Raw genomic sequence first — 24862 nt, 5'->3', positions numbered from 1 at the left:
ACGAGACGGTCACATCAGGGAAAAAGCGGTCCAATCCCGCGCGGGGTGGGCTCAGTTGTCATGATGCTGACTTCGCACAGCGACTGATCGGCTTCGCACAGCAACGTCGACCGATGCCGGTACTCCCGAGAGAAGTGATCGATGGTCTCCGAGCAATCCGAGCACTACGTGCACTCTGACGCCGCTGACGCCTCCGACGGCGACTCGGCCGCGCTGGCGCTCAAGATACTTGTCGCCGGCGGATTCGGCGTGGGCAAGACCACCCTGGTGGGCGCGGTCAGCGAGATCAGGCCGCTGCGCACCGAGGAGATGCTGAGCGAAGCCGGTCAGCTCGTCGACGACACCGGAGGCGTGGACCGGAAGGTCACCACGACAGTCGCCATGGACTTCGGGCGCATCACCATCCGCTCAGGCCTGTCGCTGTACCTCTTCGGCACTCCGGGGCAGGACCGCTTCTGGTTCCTGTGGGACGAGCTGGCGCAGGGCGCCCTGGGCGCGGTGGTCCTCGCGGACACCCGTCGCCTGGAGGACTGCTTCCCCGCCGTGGACTTCTTCGAGCACCGGCACATCCCGTTCGTCGTGGCCGTCAACTGCTTCGCGGGCGCCCGGACGTACGGCGCCCACGACGTCTCCCGCGCCCTCGACCTGGACCGGGGAACCCCGGTAGTGCTCTGTGACGCCCGGGACCGCGACTCGGGGAAGGAGGTGCTGATCCGACTCGTCGAGTACGCCGGGCGGATGCACACCGCCCGGCTGCTCAACTCCGTGAGCTGACCGCTTTCGACGGCTTCTACGGCGGGGGCCGGCCGGCCCCCGGGGGCGCGCTCAGTCGGCGACGTCCTGCTCCGCCAGCACCTTGTCGATCGTGACGCGGACGAGGAGTTCCCCCGGGACGCCGTTGCGGGCACCGAACTCCTCGGCGCGTTCCTCACCCATGTAGCGCGCCCCGATGCGACTCGCCCAGTGCTTCAGCTCCTCAAGATCCTCCGAGACCCGGGCGCGGCCCTGGAGCACCACGAAGGAGTACGGCGGCCGGTCGTCGTCCACGCACAGCGCCACCCGGCCGTCCCGGACCACATTGCGGCCCTTCACGCTCGAACTGCCAGTGTTGAACACCAGCTCGTCACCGTCGAGCACGAACCAGATCGGCGTCACATGCGGACTCCCGTCCGCCCGCACGGTCGACAGCTTCGCGGTGCGCGTGCCGTGCGAGACGAACGCCCGCCATTCCTCATCGGTCATCTTCTTCGCCATGCCCCCATCCTCCTTGCCCGAGGGCCGGATTGTCGGGAAGGGTGGCGAAAGAGATCCTCCGGTGCAGGGGGAGACATCTACACGGGGAGACCGGATCATGGCGCAGAACCAGGGGCTGGACTGGCTGCTGGACGATCTGACGAAACGTGTCGACCATGTGCGACACGCGCTGGTGCTGTCGAACGACGGTCTGGTGACGGGTGCGAGTACGGGCCTGCGACGCGAGGACGCCGAGCACCTCGCCGCCGTCTCGTCCGGGCTGCACAGCCTGGCCAAGGGATCGGGACGGCACTTCGGCGCGGGCAGAGTGCGTCAGACGATGGTCGAGTTCGACGACGCCGTCCTGTTCGTGACCGCGGCGGGCACCGGAAGCTGTCTGTGCGTGCTCAGCGGCGCGGAGGCCGACATCGGTCAGATCGCCTACGAGATGACCCTGCTCGTCAATCGGGTCGGCGAGCACCTCGACGTTGAATCCCGACAGCCCGAACGGGCGCCGCTGACGGACCTCTGACCTGCTGATTCGTCACCCCCCGTGGAGTTATCCACAGGCCCGCCACGAGATCTGGCGGACCGGCTACGGTTTTGTCACGGCGAGCTCACGGAGCGTGAGCCACTGACTCCACGGGGGAGATCGACCATGTCGGGCAACACCGTCACGGACGCGCACCGAATCACGAACCCGCACCGCCTGGCTTGCACGCCGAGTCGCGCGGCTCGGGAACTGGGGCTGAAGCGAGGAGAGTTGGAGCTCGCCGTCCATCTCGGGCTCATTCGGACCGTGCCCGACGAGGGAGGCGGAGGCCGGCGCGTCGCGCGGTCAGAGATCGACCGGGTGAGTTCGAATGAGGGCTTCCCCGACTCACTGCTGGACCGTGTGAAGGTCGTCGGCACGACGGAGGGCGCGGACGTCATCGACGTGCCTGCCGGCAGGTTCACGCGTCTCGCCCGCCTGGGCCTGGTCGTGCCTGTGAAGTTCTACCTGAACCGCTATCGAGCTGTGGTCTGGCTGTATCTGGCTGAGGAGTTGAGGCGGTTCGCCGCGGACGAGAACAACGCCTCACTGCTGAACGACCGCCGGATGCCCGAAGCACTGCGCGGCATGCTGGACGCGGGCGTGGACCTGCGTCCGCGCAACTGGCGAGGACGTCACCGAGGCTTCCTGCTGCGCCAGGCCGAGGACCCGTGGGAGAGCGCCGGGGCGCTGGCCGCCTTCCTCGACCCTGTCCAGATCGCGGAGATCGTCCCGGACCCCTATGAACGCTCCCATGTGAACCGCTTCCGCCCGGGCCCACCGGCATCCGGCGCACCGGGTTCGCCCACCTACCTCATCGTCGAGAGGATCATGACGGCCGACGATCCGGACGAGATCGGCCTGCTGCGGGCCGACCTGACGGAGGTTCTGGCGCATGCGCGGGCACTACGGCCCGCACCGCGTCCCACGGCCGAGCGGGTCCCCGCGCCGGCGCATCCCCCGCTCCTCGGGTCGCCGCACCGGCCCGAGGAGCCGGGACCGCCACGCGGCTTGCTGAGCTGGCTCCGGCGCAGAACTCCTCGGGCTACAGCGCCCTGAACAGTCCCTCCTGGACGACGGACACCAGCAGGCGCCCCTCCCGGTCGTAGATCCGCCCACGAGCGAGGCCCCGTCCGCCGGTGGCGATCGGCGACTCCTGGTCGTACAGGAACCACTCGTCCGCGCGGAACGGCCGGTGGAACCACATGGCGTGGTCCAGCGACGCGATGTCGAAGCTCCGTGGACCCCACAGAGGTTCTACGGGGATCCGGACGGCGTCCAGCAGGGTCATGTCGCTGGCGTAGGTCAGGGCGCAGGTGTGCACGACCGGGTCGTCCCCCAGCGGCCCGACCGCGCGCATCCACACCGCACTGCGCGGCTCGGCGTCCTTGACCTCCTCGGCGGTCCAGCGCAGCCGGTCGACATACCGGATGTCGAAGGGCTGACGCCGGGCCATCCGCTCCAACTGCTCCGGCAGCGTGCCCAGATGCTGCCGGATCTCGTCGGTGACCGTCGGCAGTGACTCCGGGTCCGGGACTTTGCGGGCCGGCGGTAGCTGGTGCTCGAAGCTCCCCTGTTCAGGCTTGTGAAAGGAGGCGGTGAGATTGAAGATCGTGCGGCCCTGCTGCACGGCGGTGACCCGACGGGTCGTGAACGACCTGCCGTCCCGCACCCGTTCAACCTGGTACACGATGGGCACGCCCGGCCGCCCCGGCCGCAGGAAGTACGCGTGCAGTGAATGCACGGGCCGGTCGCCCTCCGTGGTGCGCGCGGCGGCGACCAGCGCCTGGCCGGCCACTTGGCCGCCGAAGACCCGTTGCAGGGACTCCTGCGGGCTGCGGCCCCGGAAGATGTTGACCTCGATCGGCTCCAGGTCGAGCAGGTCGACGAGCCTCTCGGCCGGGTTGGTCGTCATGCGTGGGATTCTCCTGTGCTCAGAGCTGGCCTACGGCGGTGACGCGGACCACGGCACGGCCCTCCGCGTCAGAGGCGGCGAGGTCGATCTCCGCGCTGATGCCCCAGTCGTGGTCGCTGTTGGGGTCGTCGAAGATCTGGCGGACCCGCCACAGCCGGTTCGCCGGCTCCTCCTCGATCACGAGGAGCTTGGGGCCGCGGGCGTTGGGGCCGGTGCCGAGGTCGTCGTACTCGTCCCAGTACTTGTCCATCGCCTCGCCCCAGGCGTCGGCGTCCCAGCCGGCGTCGGCGTCCATCTCGCCCAACTCCTCGACATGGTCGAGGGCGGCGAGCTCGACGCGACGGAACAAGGCGTTGCGGACGAGGACGCGGAAGGCGCGCGCGTTGGTCGTGACCGGCTTGACCTCGTCGGCCTTCTCCTGGGCCTCCTCGGCAGTCATCTCCTCCGGGTTGGCGAGCTGTTCCCACTCGTCCAGCAGGCTGGAGTCGACCTGGCGCACCATCTCACCGAGCCACTCGATCAGGTCCTGGAGGTCCTCGGACTTGAGGTCGTCGGGGATGTTGTGGTCGAGGGTCTTGTAGGCGCTGGCGAGGTAACGCAGCACGATGCCCTCGGTGCGGGCCAGCTCGTAGACGGACACCAACTCCGTGAAGGTCAGCGCCCGTTCGTACATGTCCCGGATGACCGACTTCGGCGACAGCGGGTGGTCGCCGACCCAGGGGTGGCTCTTGCGGTACGTGTCGTACGCGTGGAAGAGCAGCTCCTCCAGGGGCTTCGGGTAGCTGATGTCCTGGAGGCGCTCCATGCGCTCCTCGTACTCGACGCCGTCCGCCTTCATCGCGGCGACGGCCTCGCCCTTCGCCTTGTTGAGCTGGGCGACGAGGATCTGCCGCGGGTCGTCCAGCGTGGACTCGACGACGGACACCATGTCGAGTGCGTACGACGGCGACTCCGGGTCCAGCAGCTCGAACGCGGCCAGCGCGAAGGTGGACAGCGGCTGGTTGAGCGCGAAGTCCTGCTGAAGGTCGACGGTGAGGCGGGCGATGCGGCCGGTGCCGTCCGGCTCGTCGAGCTTCTCGACGATGCCGCCGTCCAGCAGCGAGCGGTAGATCGCGATTGCGCGCCGGATGTGCCGGAGCTGCTGTTTGCGCGGCTCGTGGTTGTCCTCCAGCAGATGCCGCATCGCCTCGAAGGCGTTGCCAGGCCGGGCGATCACCGACAGCAGCATGGTGTGCGTCACCCGGAAACGGGACGTCAGCGGCTCCGGTTCGGAGGCGATGAGCTTCTCGAAGGTGTTCTCCGTCCAGGCGACGAAGCCCTCGGGCGCCTTCTTGCGGACGACCTTGCGGCGCTTCTTCGGGTCGTCGCCGGCCTTGGCGAGCGCCTTCTCGTTCTCGATGACGTGCTCGGGGGCTTGCGCCACCACGAAGCCCGCCGTGTCGAAGCCGGCCCGCCCGGCGCGGCCCGCGATCTGGTGGAACTCACGGGCGCGCAGCGTGCGGACGCGGTTGCCGTCGTACTTGGTGAGGGCCGTGAACAGCACCGTGCGGATGGGGACGTTGACACCCACGCCGAGCGTGTCCGTACCGCAGATCACCTTCAGCAGCCCGGCCTGCGCGAGCTTCTCGACCAGGCGCCGGTACTTCGGCAGCATGCCGGCGTGATGGACGCCGATGCCATGCCGGACGTAACGGGACAGGTTGCGGCCGAACTTGGTGGTGAAGCGGAAGTTGCCGATCAGTTCGGCGATCTGCTCCTTCTCCTCGCGCGAGCACATGTTGATGCTCATCAGCGCCTGCGCCCGCTCCACGGCCTGCGCCTGCGTGAAGTGCACGATGTAGACCGGGGCCTGCTTGGTGTCCAGCAGTTCCGTCAGCGTCTCGGTGAGCGGGGTGAACCGGTACTCGTAGGAGAGCGGGACGGGGCGGGTCGCCGAGCGCACCACCGACGTCGGGCGGCCGGTGCGGCGCGTGAGGTCCTCCTCGAACATCGAGACGTCGCCGAGGGTGGCCGACATCAGGATGAACTGCGCCTGCGGCAGCTCCAGGATCGGGATCTGCCAGGCCCAGCCCCGGTCGCCCTCCGCGTAGAAGTGGAACTCGTCCATGACGACCTGGCCGACGTCCGCCTGCTTGCCGTCGCGCAGCGCGATCGACGCGAGCACCTCGGCGGTGCAGCAGATGACGGGGGCGTCGGCGTTGACGGACGCGTCGCCGGTGAGCATGCCGACGTTCTCGGTGCCGAAGATCTTGCACAGCTCGAAGAACTTCTCCGAGACGAGCGCCTTGATCGGAGCGGTGTAGAAGGTGACCTCGTCCCGGGCCAGCGCGGCGAAGTGGGCACCCGCCGCGATCATGCTCTTGCCGGAGCCGGTGGGCGTCGACACGATCACGTTCGCACCGGAGACCACCTCGATCAGCGCCTCCTCCTGGTGGGGATAGAGGGTGAGCCCGCGCTCCTCGGCCCACGACTCGAAGGCTTCGTAGAGGGCGTCGGGGTCGGCGGTCGGCGGGAGCTGATCGATGAGGGTCACCCACCCATCTTGCCTGCCCTCCCGCCTCATAGGGGAATCGGCTGCGGGGGCGAAGATCGCGAACGCTACGCTGTGTCGCCGACGACAAGTCAGCGAACCCGGTCAACTGGACAGCGGCACACGAGGAATGGGGCGGGCAACACCGATGATGGGACCAGCACACTCACTGTCGGGCGCCGCCGCCTGGCTCGGCGTCGGAGCGGCGGCTGCCGCCGCCGGGCACGGAATGCCCTGGCCCGTGCTGCTCTCCGGCGCGCTGATCTGCGCCGGGGCCGCCCTCGCCCCGGATCTCGATCACAAGGCGGCCACCATCTCGCGGTCCTTCGGTCCGCTGTCGCGCTGGCTGTGCGAGATCGTCGACAAGCTGTCGTACGCCGTCTACAAGGCGACGAAGAAGCAGGGCGACCCGCGGCGCTCCGGTGGGCATCGCACCCTCACGCACACCTGGCTGTGGGCGGTCCTGATCGGCGGGGGCGCCTCCGCCCTGGCGATCACCGGGGGGCGTTGGGCGGTGCTGGCGATCCTGTTCGCCCACATGGTGCTGGCCATCGAGGGCCTGCTGTGGCGTGCGACCCGGGGCTCCAGTGCCGACGTCCTGGTCTGGTTGCTGGCGGCGACCAGCGCGTGGATCCTCGCGGGCGTGCTGGACAAGCCGGGCAACGGTTCGGATTGGCTGTTCACGGCGCCCGGCCAGGAGTATCTGTGGCTGGGGCTGCCCATCGTGCTGGGCGCCCTGGTGCACGACATCGGGGACGCGCTGACGGTGTCCGGCTGCCCGATCCTGTGGCCGATTCCGGTGGGCCGCAAGCGCTGGTACCCGTTGGGGCCGCCGAAGGTGATGCGGTTCCGGGCCGGCAGTTGGGTCGAGCTCAAGGTGCTGATGCCGGTGTTCATGGTGCTCGGCGGGGTGGGCTGCGCGGCGGCGCTCAACGTGATCTGAGCGGGCGAAAGCGTGGGCGGCACCATCCCGGTGAACCGCCCGCGCAGCCGGGCAACCGCACACCGGCGACCTTCGGTGTGCTCACCCGTGTCCCAATCGGATCAGCCGGTTTCTCCCGCGCCACCGCCGTAGCGCCGCTCGAAGGCGGCGACCCGGCCCTCGGAGTCCACCGTTCTGGCCTTGCCGGTGTAGAAGGGGTGGCTCTCCGAAGAGATCTCGACGTCCACGACCGGGTAGGTCTCGCCGTCGTCCCAGTCGATCGTCTGTTCACTGGTCGCGGTGGACCGGGTCAGGAAGGCGTAACCTGCGGCGCGGTCTCGGAAGACGACCGGGTGGTAGTCGGGTTGCTTGTCCTGCTGCATGCGAGCTCCTCGGGTGGCGGTATCGGCGAGGCCGACGGCTTGGGGGCGGCGGATGAAGCCGGTGGGGTGGCCACTGCGATCGCTGGGACCGCGGGACAGAGCGGGCGGGCGTCGGAGGCACGGGTGCCGGAGGGGCCTCGGCCGTCAGCCGGACAGGGAGTCCTCGTCGACGATGTGCATGGCGGCCTCCTCGGCGGACGCCGCCGCACCGTCGATGCCGACGTCCGTCGCGACGAGCGCGCTCTCCTCGTCCTCGTGGGCGCCTTCGTCGGGTGCCACGAGGCGGCCGGAGCGCAGGGCACCGACCTCGTTGTCGAGGAGTTCTCCGTCGGTGCCGTCGGCGTCGCCCATGCCGTCGCCGTCGGGCGTGGCAAGGTCCGGCATCTCCTCGGCCAGACGTTGGTCGAGGGTCTCGCCCTGCTTGCGCTCGGCGGCCGTGACACCGGAGTGCTCCACGGCCCATGGTCGGTCCGGAGGGGACCAGCCCCGGTCCAGCGGGTCGTCGACGCCGTCGTTCTCCAGGGTGTCCTCCGCGTCCAGCAGCCCCGTGTCCTCACGCTGATCGGAGGCGTCGGGCTGGTAGACGTCGTCACCCCATCCCTCGGCGCTGTTCACGGGTACCTCCAGGTGGTGCGGACGGGCCCGAACCCACCGCGGCAAGCGACGGGCCGTCGCGGTGCGGGGCACAGGCCGCACCCGGCGCGAACCGCGTGGTTCCCGGGTGCTCCCCGAACCGGTGCCGCTATCCAGCCTTCCACCCCTTTTCACCCCGGCGCAACGGCACGGACGAGGGCGAGCGCTCCGGATGCATCCGGGCCGGCTCCGTGCGGTCACGCCGGGCGGAATCGGGGAGGCCTGGTTCGGTATACCGGACGCGGGTGCCCCAGCCGGGCCATGGCAGACGCCGCCCTGGCCACTCCGGTCACGCCGGAGCCCGTCCCGGTGACGTCGGGCGTTGCTCTGACCTGGGTAGATCCCGCCCTGGAGGGCGCCGCCGGCTCCGGCGATCCCGGCAGTCCCCCCCTCACCCGTGCCAGGGCGGCGCCATGGAGGTCGATCCCGGCAGTCACCCCCCGCACCCGTGCCGGGACGGTGCTGTGACAGTCGATCCCGGCAGCCACCCGCGTGGCCGCTCACCCATGCCAAGACCGCCACAGCGCCGCGTAAGCGCCATCCGCCGTGACGAGTTCCTCGTGGCTGCCCAGTTCGCTGATCCGGCCGTTCTCCACGACGGCGATGACGTCCGCGTCGTGGGCGGTGTGGAGGCGGTGGGCGATGGCGACGACCGTGCGGCCGTCGAGGACGCGGGCCAGGGAGCGTTCCAGGTGGCGGGCGGCGCGGGGATCGAGGAGGGACGTCGCCTCGTCCAGGACCAGCGTGTGCGGGTCGGCCAGCACCAGTCGGGCCAGCGCGATCTGCTGGGCCTGGGCAGGGGTGAGCGCGAAGCCGCCCGAGCCGACCTCGGTGTCGAGGCCGTCGTCGAGCGCACGCGCCCACGCGTCGGCGTCGACCGCGCCCAGTGCCGCCCACAGCTCGGCGTCGGTCGCGTCCGTGCGGGCCAGCAGCAGGTTGTCGCGCAGGGAGCCCACGAACACGTGGTGTTCCTGGTTGACCAGGGCGACGTGGGAGCGGACGCGCTCGGCGGTCATCCGGGACAGTTCGGCCCCGCCCAGGGTGATCCGGCCGTCGCGGGGCGCGTAGATGCCCGCGAGCAGCCTGCCCAGCGTGGACTTGCCGGCACCCGAGGGGCCGACCAGGGCCAGCCGGGTGCCGGGCGCGACCTCCAGGGAGACCTTGCGCAGCACGTCCACGCCCTCCAGGTAGCCGAAGTGCACCCGGTCGGCGTGCACGTCGCGGCCGGCGGGCGCGAGCTCCGTGTCCCCGGCGTCCGGCTCGATGTCCCGTACCCCGACCAGCCGGGCCAGCGACACCTGGGCCACCTGGAGCTCGTCGTACCAGCGCAGGATCAGACCCACCGGGTCGACCAGCATCTGCGCGATGAGGGCACCCGTGGTGAGCTGACCGACGCCGATCCAGCCCTGGAGGACGAAGACGCCGCCGATCATCAGGACGGAGGAGAGGACGGTGACATGGGTGACGTTGATGATGGGGAAGAGCACCGACCGCAGCCAGAGCGTGTACCGCTCCCATGCCGTCCACTGCTTGACCCGCAGGTCCGACAGTTCGACCCGGCGGGCGCCGAGGCGGTGGGCCTCGACGGTGTGCCCGGCGTCCACGGTCTCGGCGAGCGCGGCCGCCACGGCTGCGTACCCCGCGGCCTCCGAGCGGTAGGCGGCGGGCGCCCGTCGGAAGTACCAGCGGCAGCCCAGCACGAGAAGCGGCACGGCGAGCAGTACGGCGGCCGCGAGCGGCGGCGCGGTGATGATCAGTCCGCCGAGCAGCAGGGCCGCCCACACCACGCCGATCGCGAGCTGCGGCACGGCCTCGCGCATCGCGTTGGCCAGCCGGTCGATGTCCGTCGTGATCCGGGACAGCAGGTCGCCCGTCCCGGCGCGTTCCAGGACACCGGGCGGCAGCCCGACCGACCGTACGAGGAAGTCCTCGCGCAGGTCGGCCAGCATCCGCTCGCCGAGCATCGCCCCGCGCAGCCGCACCTGCCGTACGAAAACGGCCTGGACGACGAGCGCGACCACGAACAGGCCGACGGTGAGCTCGAGATGGAGCTCGCGCTCGGCGGCTCCGTCCGATACCCGCTCCACCAGCCCGCCCAGCAGCCAGGGCCCCGCCATCGATGCCACGACGGCGACCGTGTTGACGCCGACGAGCAGCAGGAAGGCACGCCGGTGCCGTTGGAACAGCTCCACCACGTAGGTGCGCACGGTCGTGGGGGCGCCGACCGGCAGGGTGTTCGCCGCCGTCGGGGCCGCCGGGTCGTACTCCGGTGGCGCAACGCCGATCATGCCGACTCCTCGATCTCTTCCAGTTCCTTGAGTACGTCTTCGAGGGCGGACGCCTTGACCGGTTCGTCCCTGCCCAGCCCGCCCGTGCTGGGCCCGCCGCCCGTGCCGGGCCCGCCCGTGCCAGGCCCGTCCCCATGGGCGGCCCCGGCTCCGCGGCCGGCCTCCCTCTCGGCGGCCTCCCTCTCGGCCGCCTCCATCTCCGTCGCCTCCGTCTCCACCGCCTCTTCCTCCGTCTCCCGTGTCACCACGGCCCGGTACCGAGGCTCGGTGCTCACCAGCTCACGGTGTACGCCGACCGCCGCGACCTCGCCCTCGTGGATCAGGACGACCTGGTCGGCGCGGTCCAGGAGCAGCGGAGAGGAGGTGAACACCACGGTCGTGCGTCCGGCCCGCAGGTTCCGCACGCCCTGGGCGATGCGGGCCTCCGTGTGCGAGTCGACGGCCGAGGTCGGCTCGTCCAGGACGAGCACGCCCGGGTCGGTGATCAGCGACCGGGCGAGCGCGAGACGCTGGCGCTGGCCGCCGGAGAGCGACCGGCCGCGCTCGGTGATGCGGGCGTCCATCGGGTCCTCGGCGTCGATCGAACCCTGGACCAGTGCCGCCAGGACGTCCGTGCACTGCGCCGCCGAAAGCGCCTCCTCGGGGCGGACATCGCCCGACCTGGGCACGTCGAGCAGTTCGCGCAGCGTGCCGGAGAGCAGCACCGGATCCTTGTCCTGCACGAGGACGGCCGTGCGGGCGCTGTCGAGCGGCAACTCGTCGAGCGGGACGCCGCCGAGCAGTACCGGGGTGCCCTCCTCCGAGGGGTGTCCGCCCAGCCGTTCGGCCAGTCGTCCCGCCGCGTCCGGGTCGCCGCACACCACGGCGGTGAGCCGGCCCGTGGGTGCGAGCAGTCCGGTGGCCGGGTCGTACAGATCCCCGGACGGCACCTGTGCCCCGTCGCGCGATCCGTCGGTGTCGGTGGCCCGTTCCAGTGACAGCACACGGGCGGCGCGCCGGGCCGAGGGCCGCGAGAAGGAGTACGCCATGGCGATCTCCTCGAAGTGCCGCAGCGGATAGGTGAGGATCATGATCGAGCTGTAGACGGTGACGAGTTCGCCGATGCTCACCTGTCCCTGGCGGGCGAGGTGGACGCCGTACCAGACCACCGCGATCAGCAGCAGGCCCGGCATCAGCACCTGGATCGCGGAGATCAGGGACCACATCCGGGCGCTGCGTACGGCCGCGTGACGTACCTCTTGGGAGGCGCTGCGGTAGCGGTCGAGGAAGAGTTCCTCGCCGCCGATGCCGCGCAGGACACGCAGTCCGGCCACGGTGTCGGAGGCGAGCTCGGTGGCCCGGCCGGCCTTCTCGCGCTGGAGGTCGGCCCGTCGGGTCGCGCGTGGCAGCAGCGGCAGTACGGCGACCGCCAGTACGGGCAGGCCCACGGCCACGACCGTGCCGAGGGCCGGCTGGTAGACGACGAGGCCGACACAGACCACCACGATGGTGACGGCCGCGGCGGTGAACCGTGACCAGGCCTCGACGAACCAGCCGATCTTCTCGACGTCACCCGTGGAGACGGCCACGACCTCGCCGGCGGCGACGCGCCGGGTCAGGGCCGAGCCCAGTTGTGCGGTCTTGCGGGCCAGCACCTGCTGGACGCGGGCTGCGGCCGTGATCCAGTTGGTGACGGCGGTGCGGTGCAGGAAGGTCTCGCCGATGGCGTTGCCGGCGCAGCACAGGGCCAGGAGTCCGCCCGCCAGGGCGAGCTGCTTGCCCGAACGGTCGACGACGGCCTGTACGGCGACGCCGACGCAGAAGGGCAGCGCGGAGACGGACAGGAAGTGCAGCAGTCCCCAAGCCAGGGCTTTGAGCTGGCCGTCCAGTTGGTTCCTGAAGAGCCACCACAGGAATCGGGGACCTGAGCGGGCGTCGGGCACACCTGGGTCGGGGTACGGAAGGTCTTGAATCTGCATGACGTCCCAGTGGCTCGTGTCAGTGGGGGAAGGGATGGGGGTCGATTGACGGCCGTTGCGCGGAACGGGCAGCGCACGGCGGCAGCAAACCGTGAAAGGTTCGCGTCGCAGCGTGGCCGGACGCAAACGGTTTTCCAACAGGACGCTCAGTTCCGGCCCCCGGGCCGGACGCGGTGCGACCATGGAACGATGCGGAACGGCGGAGCATGGCGCGCGACGGTCCTGGCGGCGGCCCTCGGATCCCTGCTGGCGACCACGGCCTTGACGGCGTGCGGCGGCGCGCGGGACGGAGCGCGTGACGACGGCGGTGCGGACGTCGGCAAGTCGGCACCCAGACGCTCGGCCACCGCCGATCCGACGCGCATCCCGGGCATCAGCGACCGCTGGCAGCGACGCATCCCCGCCGAGTCACACCAGGTCGTGGCGGTCTACGGCGACGGCAAGGACTCCGCGGACTCCACCGTCGTGCTCTACACCAAGCACGGCACCGACTGGGACCGGGTCCGTGCCTGGCCCGCGCACAACGGAAAGAAGGGCTGGACCACCGACCACCATGAGGGCGACAACCGCAGCCCCGTCGGCGTGTTCACCCTCAGCGACGCGGGCGGCGTACTGAAGGATCCCGGGGCCAGGCTGCCGTACACGCGGTCGGCCGCCTTCGCGGCGCCGCGCTGGTGGGCGAAGTCGTACTGGCACGACTTCGACTACGTCATCGCCATCGACTACAACCGGGTCGAGGGAACCCCGCCCAACGACCCCACCCGCCCCCAGGGCTACGAGCGGGGCGGAGGCATCTGGCTGCACATGGACCACGGGAGTGGCACGTCGGCCTGCGTGAGTCTGTCCGAATCCGGGATGGAGCATCTGCTGCGCACGCTCGATCCGGACCTGCATCCCGTGGTGGTGATGGGGGACAAGGCCGACCTGAAGTCCGCGCGCTGACGAGTAGGCGTCATTGCGGCGGGTGCCCGACTCCCCGTAGAACACCGCCCATGAAGAGACGGATCGTCATGTCCATGCTCGCGGGGGCAACCCTTCTTGCGAGCACCCTCCTCGGGGCGGGCCCGGCTCCGGCGGCGGAATCCGCCGAACCCGCCGCCGCAGCCGCAGCAACCCCGGCGGCCCAACCCGCCGACGTCCCTGCCGAGTTCGGCGCCGACTGGCACGACCCCATCACCGCCGCCCCTCCCGTCACCAGGCCCTCCGGCAAATCGTGCCAAGTCACCGTCGCCGAGGCGCAGTTCCGTGACTTCACGCCGTACAGGGGCACTTACGCACCACCCGAAGGCTGCGGCGATCGCTGGGCCAAGGTCGTGCTGCGGATGGACGGCAAGGTCAAGGGCCGCCAGTACGACCGGCTCGGCCATCTGCAGATCGGCGGGGTCGAGATCTTCCGCACGTCGACTCCGGAGCCGTCGCCCGACGGCATCGAGTGGTCCGTGGAGAAGGACGTCACGCGCTACAGCGACACCCTGCGCACCGGCCAGGACGTCGAGATGCTCATCGGGAACGTTGTCGACGACACGTACACCGGCGTCATCGACGTCAAGGTCACGCTGACGTTCTACGCCGGCCGCCCGGCCTCGAGCCCCGACCGTGTCCTCACCCTCAAGGACGGCACGCTGACCACGCCGCGCAACAGCGAACGCATCGTCGCCGAGGTGTACGCCACCGGCTCCGGCGGAGGGTGCGAGGAGTTCTGGTACCTGTCGGCACCCGATGCGGCGCCCTACTCGTGCAAGGCCGCCGGCGGACCGTACCGCGAGGTCCAGATCAAGGTCGACGGCCAACTCGCCGGAATCGCCGCGCCCTTCCCGCACGTGTGGACCGGCGGCTGGTCCAACCCCTTCCTCTGGTACGTCATCCCGGGGCCGCGCGCCTTCGACGTCAAGCCGATCGAGTACGACCTGACGCCCTTCGCCGGCCTGCTCAACGACGGCCGCCCGCATCGCGTGGAGGTCTCCGTCGTCGGCGTCCCCGAGGGGCAGAGCGGCTGGAGCGCACCCGTGAACGTCCTCGTCCGGCAGGACGCGAAGCGTGCGCACGTCACCGGCAAGCTCACCGTGCACCGGGCCGGCGACCTCGCCAACTCCTCGACGTACACGCCAGGTTCGGAACACCGGGTGGACACGCAGGGTGGTCACCGGCTCACCGTGGCCGGGTACGTCGACACCTCGCACGGCCGGGTGACGACCACCGTGCGCCGCTCGCTCACCAACGACTCCGTGCACCGCTGGACCGACGGCGAGAACCTGGACGCCCTCGACGCCACCTGGACGGACGGCCAGTCGGTCACGGTCGACGGACGCGGACCGGCCCGCACGACCAGCACCCAGCGGACGTACACGATGGACGGCTCCATCGTCATCGGCGCGGGCGACAGGCTGCGCACCGTGCTGACCCTCGGTGACCGTGCCTCCGTCGTGACCACCCAGGACGGACGGCGGACCGCCTGGTCGCGGCTCGACGACACCTACACGGGAGACGCCGCCTGGACGTTGAACGTGCCGCGCGACCAGCGGCACGCGGTCGGTACGACGAGCGAGCGCTATCGGTCGTACGGCTCGGACGGTTGCCACGACCGTTCTCTGGCGAGCGTTCAGGGGGTGCTCACCGAGGACCGAAGCCGCTGCTGAAGGCGGGGTGTGTGCGACGCGTCACGCGGGGCGTGATTTACACGGATGCAACACGGCGGTCTTGTGCGGGACCAACATCAGCCGCAGAGTGATCCGAACGGAATGCGCTTTCCGTATGGCAGAAGTCCCCGCCGTTCCAGGGGACTTCTGTGTGCCGCCGTCCCCAAGGAGTTCCCGTGCCGCCGTCCGTACCGTCCCTGCCGCGACGCGTCGCACGCATATTGCGTACCTCTCTCTTCGCGCAGGTCGCCTGCGCGCTCGTGCTCGGAATCGTCGTCGGGAAGCTGTGGCCCGGGTTCGGTGCGGATCTCCAGCCGCTCGGCGACGGTTTCATCCGGCTCATCAAGACGATCATCTCGCCGCTCGTGTTCTGTGTGGTCGTCGTCGGCATCGCCAAGGCCGGTGACCTCAAGGCGTTCGGCCGGATCGGGCTCAAGGCCCTGATCTGGTTCGAGGTCGCGAGCACGCTCGCGCTGGTCATCGGTCTTCTCGCCGCCAACGTGGTCCAGCCGGGATCGGGGATGCACGTCGACCCCGCCACGCTGGACGCCTCGGCGGTCGACGCCAAGACGGGCGGCGGGCACCTTCCCTCGACGACCCAGTTCGCGCTGGAGGCCATCCCCACCTCCTTCATCGGTGCCTTCGCCGAGAACTCCCTGCTCCAAGTCCTCGTCCTGGCCTGCCTGGTGGGCGCCGCGCTGCTGCATCTCGGCCACACCAAGGTGCCGCAGGTGCTGCCCGCCATCGAACAGGCCCAGGAGATCATCTTCGCGATCGTCGGCTTCGTGATGCGGCTGGCCCCGATCGCGGTGTTCGGCGCGATGGCCGTCCTGATCGGCAACTACGGACTCGGCGTCATCGAGACCTACGGCAAGCTGATCGTGCTCTGCTACGCGGCCGCCGCGCTGTTCATCGCGCTTCTCGCACTGGCCCTGAAGGCGGTCACCGGGCTCAGCCTGTGGAAGTTCCTGCGCTACATCCGTGAGGAAATGCTGCTCGCGCTCGGCACCGCGTCCACCGAGTCGGTCCTGCCGCGGGTGATGCAGAAGCTGCGCAAGGCGGGGGCGCGCGACGACGCCGTGGGTCTGGTGCTGCCGACGGGCTACTCCTTCAACCTCGACGGCGCCTCGCTCTACCTGTCCATCGGCACGCTGTTCATCGCCCAGGCCGTGGGGGTGGACCTGAGCCTCGGCCAGCAGATCACCGTCGTCCTGGTGCTGATGCTGACCAGCAAGGGCATGGCGGGCATCCCCGGCTCGGCCTTCCTCGCCCTGTCGGCGACCGCCTCCTCGCTGGGCGCGATCCCGGCCGGCGCCGTCGCATTGCTGCTCGGCGTGGACCGCATCATGGACTCGATGCGCGTCGTCACCAACCTGCTCGGCAACTGCGTCGCCGTCTTCGCGGTCGCCCGCTGGGAGGGCGCGCTGGACAGGGAACGGGCCAAGAAGGTCCTGGACGGCGAAATCGTGGTGACGGTGGAGGACGACGAGCCCCGTGGAGCGGAGTTCGACAAGGCCCAGCACGCGGAGCGCGACAGGGCCGAACCGTCCGTGTCCGGCGGTTCCGTCACCGTACCGGCCCGCAGCACTGAGGAAGCGGCCGGCGAGACAAACTGACGGTCCGCACGAACAGCGGCTACGGCCACCGCTCCGGCAGTAAGGAGCGGTGGCCGCGGCCTGTCACCGCCGAGGCCCTTTCACGAGCACGTGTTCCGGTAGGGCAGCGACGGAATGAAGGACTCCCACTCCAGTTCGTCCAGTCCGTCTCCGGCGAACGCGCACGCCAGTTCCGTCGGCTCCGCGCGCGCGTCCGCGATGGCCCCCACGTTCCACAACCGCGCCACACCATCCGCACCGTCGGTGACGAGCGTCCGGGTGTCGGGGGAGAAGGCCATGGCGAGAACCGTGCCCGAGTGGCTGAGCGTGGGCGGGCCGCTGAGGTTCAGGGGGCCGTCCTTGCCGGGCGACCAGATCACGACCGTGCCGTCGGTGGCCCCTGTGGCGGCCGTGGAGCCGTCGGGAGAGAAGGCGATGGCGGAGATCGCCGTGCTGTGTGCCTTGACCGGAAGGCCGACCCGGCGGCGTTCCTCGTAGGCGCCCTCGATCTGCCACAGCGTCAGCGTGCCGAAGGGACTGCCGACGGCGAGCATCCGTCCCGCCGGATGGAACTCCACCGCCGAACCGACGTTTCCCGGGCCGGGCAGTTCATGCGCTCCGCTGCCCGGCATGGGGCCGGAGTCGCCGACCGGCCACAGTTGCACGCTCGCTCCCACCAGGTCGCCGCGCTCGCGAACGACCTGGGAGAACGGCTGATAGGGCGCGACCCGCGCCATGGTGTCGGTCTGCCGACTGAACGCCACACGGGTGACGAACTGGGGATAGACCGTGCCCATCGTGAGGGGGATCGTGCGCGAGCCGGTCCGCCAGCGCACCACATAGGCGTTGTCCGAGAGGTGCAGCGTTCTGCCGTCGGGGGTGAAACTCAGTGCGGTGACACGGTCGAGAGTGGATCTCGGGGCCGCGCTGCGACGTACCGGCCGCCGCATGTCGCTGACGTTCCAGAGCTGGGCCGTGCCGCCTGCCCCGCCCACCGCCAGTTCTCTGCCGTCCGGGCGAAAGGCCATGGCGCTCACCCCGCCCCTGACGAGTGCACGGAAGGTGGAGACCCGGACGGCGTGGTCCGGCGAAGCGATGTCCCAGCAGTCGACCCAGCCGCCTTCGCGCGCCGTCACCAGGACGCGCCCGTCCGCCCGCAGGGCCAAGGCGGGGGAGCGGGACGGCAACTTGCCGCCCACGGGCTGCGGCAGACCTGGCCGGCGCAGGTTCCAGACCGTCACGTAACCCCCTGCGGAACCTCCTTGCTGCACCATGAGGCGTCCACCGTCCGGCGCGAAGCGGATCGCGGCGGCTCCGCTCTCGTGGGGCGAGGGGAATGCGTCGACGCGCCTGGCCCGCGACCTGTCGGTGACGTCCCAGAGCACGGCGCTGCCGTCGTCGCCCGCGGTCGCCAGCGTCCGGCCGCCGGGTGCGAAGACCGCCGCGGAGCCGACGTCCGTGAGCGTTTCGAGCAGCGTGGGGCGCCCGGGATCGGCCATGTCCCACAGGACCACGCCACCGCCGGCGGCCGCGGCCAGCGTCCGCCCGTCCGGGCTGAAGGAGATCTGGGAGATCTCGTACGGATCGGTGTACGCCTCGGTCTTGAGCGGCGGCAGACGCAGGCGCGCCACCTCGCGCCGGGGTGCGGCGACGCTCCAGAGGACGACCGACCGCTCGCCGGCCACTGCGAGGAGTCGGCCGTCGGGGGAGATCCCCGGACGGGCGGACCACGGGGAGGCATCGTCCGCTCGCGGCTTCGGCCGGACGCGCAGGGGTGTACCCAGCGCGGTCGGACGGGAAGACCGGGAGACGTCCCAGAGGGTCACCGTGCCGTCCAGATGGCTCAGTACCAGGCGTCTTCCGTCCGCGCCGAACTCCGCGTCGGTCGTTCGAGCGTCCGTACCGAACGCTGGAGACGCGGCCGTTCCCTCGTCGTCATGGGCACCCACGGCATGCACCCGTACCGACCGCCCGTCCTCGTCGAACGTGGCCAGCCGCCTCCCGTCCTGACTGAGGGCGGCTGCCACGCCGATGTCGCGTCGCCGCAGCGCCCGGCCGGGATCCGTCCCGCCGACGGCATACGTGGTCAGGAGCTCGCCGTCCGCTTCGGCCCTGTCGGTCCCGACCAGGAACCGGTCGCCGCTGTCGTCCGTGAATCCCAGGCCCCTGCCCGAGAAGGTCCCGGCGAGTCTTGTGGTGCTCAGTGTGTTGACCAGGCTCGCTCGCACCTTGGCGGTGCTGCGCAGTCGATCGGCGGCCATACCCAACTGGAGGGCGAGCCGCGGATCGCTCTCGCGCAGCCGCTCGGCCTGGGCCGCGAGTCCCTCGGTCGTGGCGATCAGCTCCCGCTCCTGCCTGGCCTCGGTCTCCTGTCGTGCGCGATTGGCGGAGTCGACCGCGAAGGCCGATGCGACCATCAGTCCGGCGGTCATCAGGGACAACACCGTGATGACCGTGCGGCGGATGCGCCTACTGCGCAGCTCGCGAGCCTTGTGGTGCGCGTCGCTTGCCCGGATGAATTCACTGACGTGGGGAGGCAGGGTGCGCTTGTGCGCGGCCCAGTCGAGTGCGGCGTTCAGATCGGAGCGCTGAAGGAGATCATCGGCGTTGTTCGTCGCCTCCCAGTTCCGCCGTTGTGACTGGACCTGACGAAGCCACGCGTCGAACGGGGCGTCCCGTTCCACCCACTTCCTCAGGTCGTCCCACGTGCTGATGAGGTACTCATGGACCAGCTCGACCATGGGCCGGCCCTTGTACCTGCCTTCCGGCGGCGTGTGCGTGATGACGAGCCGGTGGCGGGCCAGCACGGCCAGGACCTCGTCGAAGGACGAGTCGGCGGTCAGATCACTCAGTTCCTCCACCGAGCGGATCTGCCGGGTGTCGGGGGCCTGCTCCGATTCGTCGTGACGGACAAGGGCGCTGAGAACGCGTTGGGCCACGGCCCGCCGACCGGGGCCGAGTTCCTGGAAGGCCCGTTCGTACCAGCCCTTCAGGCTCCCGCGGAATCCGCCGATCCTGTCGTATGCCCCGCGCGTGAGCCGGTTGTCGCTGCGGTTCTCCCAAAGCAGCGTCAGGGTCTTCTCCAGCAGCGGCAGCACGGAGACATCGGCCCTGCCGTCCGGGGCGACACGCGGACGTGGGGCCAGAACCTCGGAGACGATCGTTTCCGGCAGGCCCTCCTCGAACCGCAGGCCGACGCTGTGGGCGGGCCGGGTCACGATGGCGCGCAGTTCCTCGGCCTTGAGCGTGGGGAAGAGGTCGATCTGCCCCTGCTTGACGGCTTCCAGCAACTCCGGCGCGAGAACGTGCAGTCGGTGGTAGAAGTCGACCCGCATCACCAGCAGCACCACGACCGGCTCGTACGAGCGGATGACCTCGGTGAGTTGCCTCAGGGCGCCGTCGGCGTGGCTGAGCGGATCGGAACCGGCACCGGCCGACGTGAGCAGCTCCTCGAACTGGTCGAGGACGAGCAGCAACCGGACGTTTTCCTGCCGGTCCGCCAGCAGTCGGCGCACGGCCTGTGCGAGACCGGCGTCCCGGACGCCTGTCAGACCGTCCCGTTCCAGGTCACCGGCCCAGTCCCGGCCGGTGCGCGCGGTACAGGTCAGCCAGTTCTTGGGCAGCGCGGGGAGGACGCCGGCCTGCACCAGGGACGACTTGCCGGAACCGGAGGGACCTTGCAACAGGACGCCGCGGTGCCGCATCAACTTCTCCAGCACCTCGTCCCGTGCCCCCTCACGCCCGTGGAACAAGTGGCTGTGCCTCGTCTCGAAGGGCTCGAGGTCCAGATAGGGGCAGATGTCCTGGGTGGCGAGCGCGGGGCAGGCGGTGCGAAGCCTCTCACCAGGTGTCACATACGCGACGTTCACGCCTCGTTGGTGACGGTCGGGGGCGGTGATCTCGGTGACCATGCCGATCACGAGCCCGGATTCCTCGTCGATGACCGGTCCGCCACTGAATCCCTGGGTCAGTGAGTTCGCGCTGTCCAGTTGCAGGAGTACCCGGCCGTCGGCGTTGAGGTGGCCCTGGACGATGCCGGTTCCGAAACGGCCGTCGGCATGCGCCTGGGCCGGAAAGCCGAACGAGCGCACCCGTTGCCCTTCGAAGCCCTGGGCCGATCCGATCGCGAGCGCCGCAAGGCCGGGGGGTGCGGCGTGCAGTTGGATGACTGCGATGTCCTCGCCGTCCGGGTCCCGCCACGGCTCGGCGAGGACCGTCCCGTCCGCGTACGGCGCGTTCGCGGCCTGGGCGAAGCGCACCCGGACGTCGTCGCCGGGGCCGTGCCCCGCGCCCTGAAGGACGTGCGCGCAGGTGAGCAGCAGATCGTCGCCGGCCAGGAAACCCGAGCCGGCCACGGCGCTGTCGGGTGCGAGGATCTGCGCGACAGCGGTCTTGGGGCCGGGCCTGAGCCGTGCCGTCGGCCCGCCGCCCGCTTCCGTCAGCATGGCGGGGCCGCCTCAGCTCGCGCCCTCGTCGGTACTCGCGGTGCTGTTCCAGGTCATCGCCACCTTCAGATGGCAACCCGCCTCGCTCTTGGCGATCACGGCTCCGGCCTGGGCGGCGAGGTTCACTCCGAACTCCACCGTGACCCCGTCGGGTCCGGCCCGGCGCAACTGTTCCAGGACGGCCCGGGCCATATCGGTGACGGGCCCCATGGCCGCCTGCAGGTTCTGCGGCAGTTCACGTATCGCGTCCGCCGTCCGGCCCGCTTTGACGGGCCCTGGCAGGTCGGCCGGTACGTCGTCCGGGTCCACCTGCACCAGAATCGAACCGCCGCCCGCCAACGGGACCAGCACCACAGCCGGTGTCAGCACATGTCCTCCCCCACGCATGCTCGTTCGCTCAACGTAGCCGAACGGACACACTCCGGGAGGTCGAGTCGACGCATTTGGAAGTGGCGGTCGACGGTCCTGGTCGTGGCGGGCTTCAGCAGCGCCGCTCCCCACCCCCGTCGATCAACGTGTCCAGCAACTCCCCCAGCACCGACCGCTGTTCGTCCGTCAGGGGCGCAAGGATCTCCTCCGCGGCGGAGCGTCGCGCACCGCGCAGCTCCCGCAGGGCCTTGCGGCCGTCCTCGGTGAGCTCGATCCGGATCACCCGCCGGTTCGTCGGATCCGGTACCCGCCGTACCTTCCCGCTCGCCTCCAGCCCGTCGACGAGTGTCGTCACCGCGCGCGGGACCACCTCCAGGCGCTCGGCGAGGTCGGCCATCCTGGGCGGCGAGTCGTAGTGTGCGAGGGTGCGCAGCAGGCGCGACTGGGCCGGGGTGACGCCGAGGCCGCACTCGTGGAGGTGCCTTTTCTGGATCCGGTGCACCCGGCGGGTGAAGCGCAGGAGCTGCTCGGCGAGCGGGCCCTCGGGATCGGGGGTGGTCATGCGGGAACAATATCAGGACCAAGTTCATTGTGAGCATAGGTAACAATGAGCTAAGCTCCGTCAGCGGCCCCGGGGGGCCGTCCGTCCGCATCGTCACACCTCCGTAGGAGCCCATGCACCCCGACAACGAACCCGCCTGGACACCATCCGCCGCGCAGCCGGAACAGCCGCGGCAGGTGCGTCGCATCCTGAGACTCTTCCGTCCGTACCGCGGCCGCCTCGCGGTCGTCGGCCTGCTCGTCGGCGCCTCGTCGCTGGTCGGCATCGCCACGCCGTTCCTGCTCAAGGCCATCCTCGACGTCGCGATCCCCGAGGGCCGCACCGGCCTGCTCAGCCTGCTCGCGCTCGGCATGATCCTCAGCGCCGTGCTGACCAGCGTCTTCGGCGTGCTCCAGACCCTGATCTCCACGACGGTCGGCCAGCGCGTCATGCACGACCTGCGCACCGCGGTGTACGGCCGCCTTCAGCGCATGTCGCTGGCCTTCTTCACCCGCACCCGCACCGGCGAGGTCCAGTCCCGCATCGCCAACGACATCGGCGGCATGCAGGCCACCGTCACCTCCACGGCGACGTCCCTGGTCTCCAACCTGACCAGCGTCGTCGCCACGATCGTCGCGATGATCGCCCTGGACTGGCGGCTGACCGTCGTCTCGCTGCTCCTGCTGCCGGTCTTCGTCTGGATCAGCCGCCGCGTCGGCAACGAACGCAAGAAGATCACCACCCAGCGCCAGAAGCAGATGGCCGCGATGGCCGCCACCGTCACCGAGTCGCTCTCGGTCAGCGGCATCCTGCTCGGCCGGACCATGGGCCGCTCCGACTCGCTGACCAAGGCCTTCGCCGACGAGTCCGAGCAGCTCGTCGACCTCGAGGTGCGGTCGAACATGGCCGGCCGCTGGCGCATGGCCGTCATCACCATGGTCATGGCCGCCATGCCCGCCTTCATCTACTGGACCGCAGGCGTGGTCCTCCAGGTCGGCGGCCCGCAGGTCTCGATCGGCACGATCGTCGCGTTCGTCTCGCTCCAGCAGGGCCTGTTCCGCCCGGCGGTCAGCCTGCTGTCCACCGGCGTCCAGATCCAGACCTCGCTCGCGCTGTTCCAGCGCATCTTCGAGTACCTCGACCTGCCCATCGACATCACCGAGCGCGAGGATGCCGTCCACCTCGACCGCGTCAAGGGCGAGGTCCGCTTCGAGAACGTCGAGTTCCGCTACGACGGCAAGAGCGGCCCGATCCTCGACGGCATCGACGTCACCGTCCCGGCGGGCGGCAGCCTCGCGGTCGTCGGCCCGACCGGCGCCGGGAAGTCGACGCTCGGCCATCTCGTGCCGCGGCTGTACGACGTGACGGGCGGCCGGGTCACCCTCGACGGGGTCGACGTGCGCGACCTCGACTTCGACACCCTGGCCCGCGCGGTCGGCGTCGTCTCGCAGGAGACGTACCTCTTCCACGCCACGGTCGCCGACAACCTGCGCTTCGCCAAGCCCGACGCCACCGACGAGGAACTGCACGCGGCGGCGAAGGCGGCCCAGATCCACGACCACATCGCGTCCCTGCCCGACGGCTACGACACCGTCGTCGGCGAGCGCGGCCACCGCTTCTCCGGTGGTGAGAAGCAGCGCCTGGCCATCGCCCGCACCATCCTGCGCGACCCGCCGGTCCTCATCCTCGACGAGGCGACCAGTGCCCTGGACACCCGCACCGAGCACGCCGTCCAGGACGCCATCGACGCCCTGTCCGCCAACCGCACCACGGTCACCATCGCGCACCGGCTGTCCACCGTCCGGGACGCCGACCAGATCGTGGTCCTCGACGCGGGGCAGGTGGCGGAACGCGGTACGCACGAGGAGCTGCTGGAGCGGGACGGGCGCTATGCGGCGCTGGTCAGGCGGGACGCCCAACTGGAGCCCACAGGGTGACGTTATGCCGGGTTTGTGACCATGTGCGGGATACCGTGCCCGCATGTACTTGAACACTCCGCCACGGAGCACGATTCGACTGACGCGCCGGGGGCGTGTGGCTCTCATCGCTGCCGGCGCCGTCGTGGCAGGCACCGCCGTGGCGGTGCCTCTGTTGGTCATGGGCGAGGAGGAGGCGGCGCGGCCCACCTCGCTGGTGATCCCGGAGGGCTGGCGATCCAGCCAGATCTACACGGCAGTGGACAAGGCCCTCGCCCTGCCGTCCGGCACTACGAAGAAGTCCCTCGAAAAGCTCGACCTGAAGCTGCCGAACGATGCCGAGGGCAACCCGGAGGGCTACCTCTTCCCGGCGACCTACCCGCTGGAGAAGAACGGCAAGAGGGCGACGCCGGATTCGCTGCTGTCGGCCATGGTCGACACCGCCAACCAGAAGTTCAGCGGCGCCCCCATCGCCGCCGGGGCGCAGCGCAACGCCATGAACGTCTATCAGGCGGTCACGATCGCGAGCATCGTCCAGGCCGAGGCCGCCACCGAGGCGGACATGGGGAAGGTGGCGCGGGTCATCTTCAACCGGCTCGAACGCGGCATGCCGCTCCAGATGGACTCCACCATCAACTACGCCCTGAAGCGCTCCACGGTGAGGACGACCGAGGCCGACACCCGGATCGAGAGCCCTTACAACTCGTACCAGCGCATGGGCCTGCCGCCCACGCCCATCGGCAACCCGGGCGACGAAGCGATGCGCGCCGCGATCAATCCGGCCGCCGGCGACTGGCTGTACTTCGTCACGGTCAAGCAGGGCGACACCCGCTTCACGGCCGACTACACGGAACACCAGCGCAATGTCGCCGAGTTCAACGCCCAGCAGAAGCAGTACAAGGCGAGCCCGAAGCCGACCGGGTGAGCCGGCGGGACTTCATGCGGATACCGCTCCGGCCGGCCGGA

At 70.2% G+C, this 24862-nt stretch carries 19 protein-coding genes; 9 read left to right on the top strand and 10 right to left on the bottom strand.

Annotated features, from left to right (window positions below; translation table 11 throughout):
• The first annotated feature begins 141 nt into the window (after positions 1-141).
• The gene (locus ACZ69Q_RS13565) at positions 142-774 is read left to right on the top strand and encodes a GTP-binding protein (RefSeq protein WP_471041128.1); all 633 of its coding nucleotides are present in this window, start codon (positions 142-144) and stop codon (positions 772-774) included.
• A 51-nt stretch (positions 775-825) separates the two neighbouring features.
• On the opposite strand, the gene ACZ69Q_RS13560 is transcribed toward ACZ69Q_RS13565, so the two are convergent.
• Positions 826-1254, bottom strand: coding sequence for a PPOX class F420-dependent oxidoreductase (locus tag ACZ69Q_RS13560; protein ID WP_471041126.1), 429 nt, complete (start codon positions 1252-1254; stop codon positions 826-828).
• A 97-nt stretch (positions 1255-1351) separates the two neighbouring features.
• On the opposite strand from ACZ69Q_RS13560, the gene ACZ69Q_RS13555 reads away from it, so the two are divergent.
• Positions 1352-1765 (top strand): roadblock/LC7 domain-containing protein, encoded by a 414-nt coding sequence (locus tag ACZ69Q_RS13555; RefSeq protein ID WP_393512925.1) that lies wholly within the window; start codon positions 1352-1354, stop codon positions 1763-1765.
• A 126-nt stretch (positions 1766-1891) separates the two neighbouring features.
• Positions 1892-2824, top strand: a complete 933-nt coding sequence (locus tag ACZ69Q_RS13550) for a DUF6397 family protein (RefSeq protein ID WP_471041124.1) — start codon at positions 1892-1894, stop codon at positions 2822-2824.
• Here the strand turns inward: ACZ69Q_RS13550 and ACZ69Q_RS13545 are convergent.
• Both ACZ69Q_RS13545 and ACZ69Q_RS13540 read right to left on the bottom strand, forming a co-directional pair.
• Positions 2811-3680 carry an acyl-CoA thioesterase gene (locus ACZ69Q_RS13545; RefSeq protein WP_471041123.1) on the bottom strand — a complete coding sequence of 290 codons (870 nt, stop codon included), beginning with the start codon at positions 3678-3680 and terminating at the stop codon, positions 2811-2813. The two genes, ACZ69Q_RS13550 and ACZ69Q_RS13545, sit on opposite strands and share 14 nt — an antisense overlap.
• 19 nt (positions 3681-3699) lie before the next feature.
• Complete coding sequence (locus tag ACZ69Q_RS13540; protein ID WP_471041121.1) at positions 3700-6213, bottom strand: DEAD/DEAH box helicase; 2514 nt, start codon at positions 6211-6213, stop codon at positions 3700-3702.
• A gap of 145 nt (positions 6214-6358) precedes the next feature.
• Between ACZ69Q_RS13540 and ACZ69Q_RS13535 the strand changes: the two genes are divergently transcribed.
• Positions 6359-7153: a metal-dependent hydrolase gene (locus tag ACZ69Q_RS13535; RefSeq protein ID WP_471041120.1), complete on the top strand. Its 795-nt coding sequence runs from the start codon at positions 6359-6361 to the stop codon at positions 7151-7153.
• A gap of 101 nt (positions 7154-7254) precedes the next feature.
• Here ACZ69Q_RS13535 and ACZ69Q_RS13530 read toward each other — a convergent pair whose 3' ends face one another.
• The 4 genes from ACZ69Q_RS13530 to ACZ69Q_RS13515 form a co-directional block, all read right to left on the bottom strand.
• Positions 7255-7515, bottom strand: coding sequence for a type B 50S ribosomal protein L31 (locus ACZ69Q_RS13530; RefSeq protein ID WP_471041118.1), 261 nt, complete (start codon positions 7513-7515; stop codon positions 7255-7257).
• A 144-nt stretch (positions 7516-7659) separates the two neighbouring features.
• On the bottom strand, positions 7660-8130 hold the full coding sequence (locus ACZ69Q_RS13525; RefSeq protein WP_471041116.1) for a DUF5709 domain-containing protein: 471 nt from the start codon (positions 8128-8130) through the stop codon (positions 7660-7662).
• A gap of 518 nt (positions 8131-8648) precedes the next feature.
• On the bottom strand, positions 8649-10436 hold the full coding sequence (locus ACZ69Q_RS13520; RefSeq protein WP_471041114.1) for an ABC transporter ATP-binding protein: 1788 nt from the start codon (positions 10434-10436) through the stop codon (positions 8649-8651).
• Complete coding sequence (locus ACZ69Q_RS13515) at positions 10433-12394, bottom strand: ABC transporter transmembrane domain-containing protein (RefSeq protein ID WP_471041112.1); 1962 nt, start codon at positions 12392-12394, stop codon at positions 10433-10435. Before ACZ69Q_RS13515 ends, ACZ69Q_RS13520 begins: the two co-directional genes overlap by 4 nt.
• A gap of 189 nt (positions 12395-12583) precedes the next feature.
• Here ACZ69Q_RS13515 and ACZ69Q_RS13510 point away from each other — a divergent pair, with 189 nt between their 5' ends.
• The 3 genes from ACZ69Q_RS13510 to ACZ69Q_RS13500 all read left to right on the top strand — a co-directional run bounded on the left by ACZ69Q_RS13510 (position 12584) and on the right by ACZ69Q_RS13500 (position 16646).
• Positions 12584-13336: a hypothetical protein gene (locus ACZ69Q_RS13510; protein WP_471041110.1), complete on the top strand. Its 753-nt coding sequence runs from the start codon at positions 12584-12586 to the stop codon at positions 13334-13336.
• 50 nt (positions 13337-13386) lie between these two features.
• The gene (locus tag ACZ69Q_RS13505; protein ID WP_471041109.1) at positions 13387-15030 is read left to right on the top strand and encodes a peptide-N4-asparagine amidase; all 1644 of its coding nucleotides are present in this window, start codon (positions 13387-13389) and stop codon (positions 15028-15030) included.
• 176 nt (positions 15031-15206) lie between these two features.
• On the top strand, positions 15207-16646 hold the full coding sequence (locus ACZ69Q_RS13500) for a cation:dicarboxylate symporter family transporter (protein WP_471041108.1): 1440 nt from the start codon (positions 15207-15209) through the stop codon (positions 16644-16646).
• A gap of 80 nt (positions 16647-16726) precedes the next feature.
• Here ACZ69Q_RS13500 and ACZ69Q_RS13495 read toward each other — a convergent pair whose 3' ends face one another.
• The 3 genes from ACZ69Q_RS13495 to ACZ69Q_RS13485 all read right to left on the bottom strand — a co-directional run bounded on the left by ACZ69Q_RS13495 (position 16727) and on the right by ACZ69Q_RS13485 (position 22001).
• Positions 16727-21070 (bottom strand): nSTAND1 domain-containing NTPase, encoded by a 4344-nt coding sequence (locus ACZ69Q_RS13495; protein WP_471041107.1) that lies wholly within the window; start codon positions 21068-21070, stop codon positions 16727-16729.
• 12 nt (positions 21071-21082) lie between these two features.
• A complete protein-coding gene (locus ACZ69Q_RS13490; RefSeq protein ID WP_471041106.1) occupies positions 21083-21439 on the bottom strand; it encodes a CU044_2847 family protein in 357 nt (118 codons plus the stop codon).
• A 112-nt stretch (positions 21440-21551) separates the two neighbouring features.
• Entirely contained in the window at positions 21552-22001 is a 450-nt protein-coding gene (locus tag ACZ69Q_RS13485; RefSeq protein WP_471041104.1) for a MarR family winged helix-turn-helix transcriptional regulator, read from the bottom strand.
• Positions 22002-22114: 113 nt separating this feature from the next.
• On the opposite strand from ACZ69Q_RS13485, the gene ACZ69Q_RS13480 reads away from it, so the two are divergent.
• Both ACZ69Q_RS13480 and mltG read left to right on the top strand, forming a co-directional pair.
• Positions 22115-23917: an ABC transporter ATP-binding protein gene (locus tag ACZ69Q_RS13480; RefSeq protein WP_471041102.1), complete on the top strand. Its 1803-nt coding sequence runs from the start codon at positions 22115-22117 to the stop codon at positions 23915-23917.
• A gap of 43 nt (positions 23918-23960) precedes the next feature.
• On the top strand, positions 23961-24821 hold the full coding sequence (gene mltG / locus ACZ69Q_RS13475) for an endolytic transglycosylase MltG (RefSeq protein WP_471041100.1): 861 nt from the start codon (positions 23961-23963) through the stop codon (positions 24819-24821).
• Positions 24822-24862: the final 41 nt, after the last annotated feature.

Source organism: Streptomyces sp. NPDC036764 (assembly GCF_055609385.1).
The sequence above is the reverse complement of the archived record's forward strand: the minus strand, read 5'-3'. Positions and strand labels throughout refer to the sequence as shown.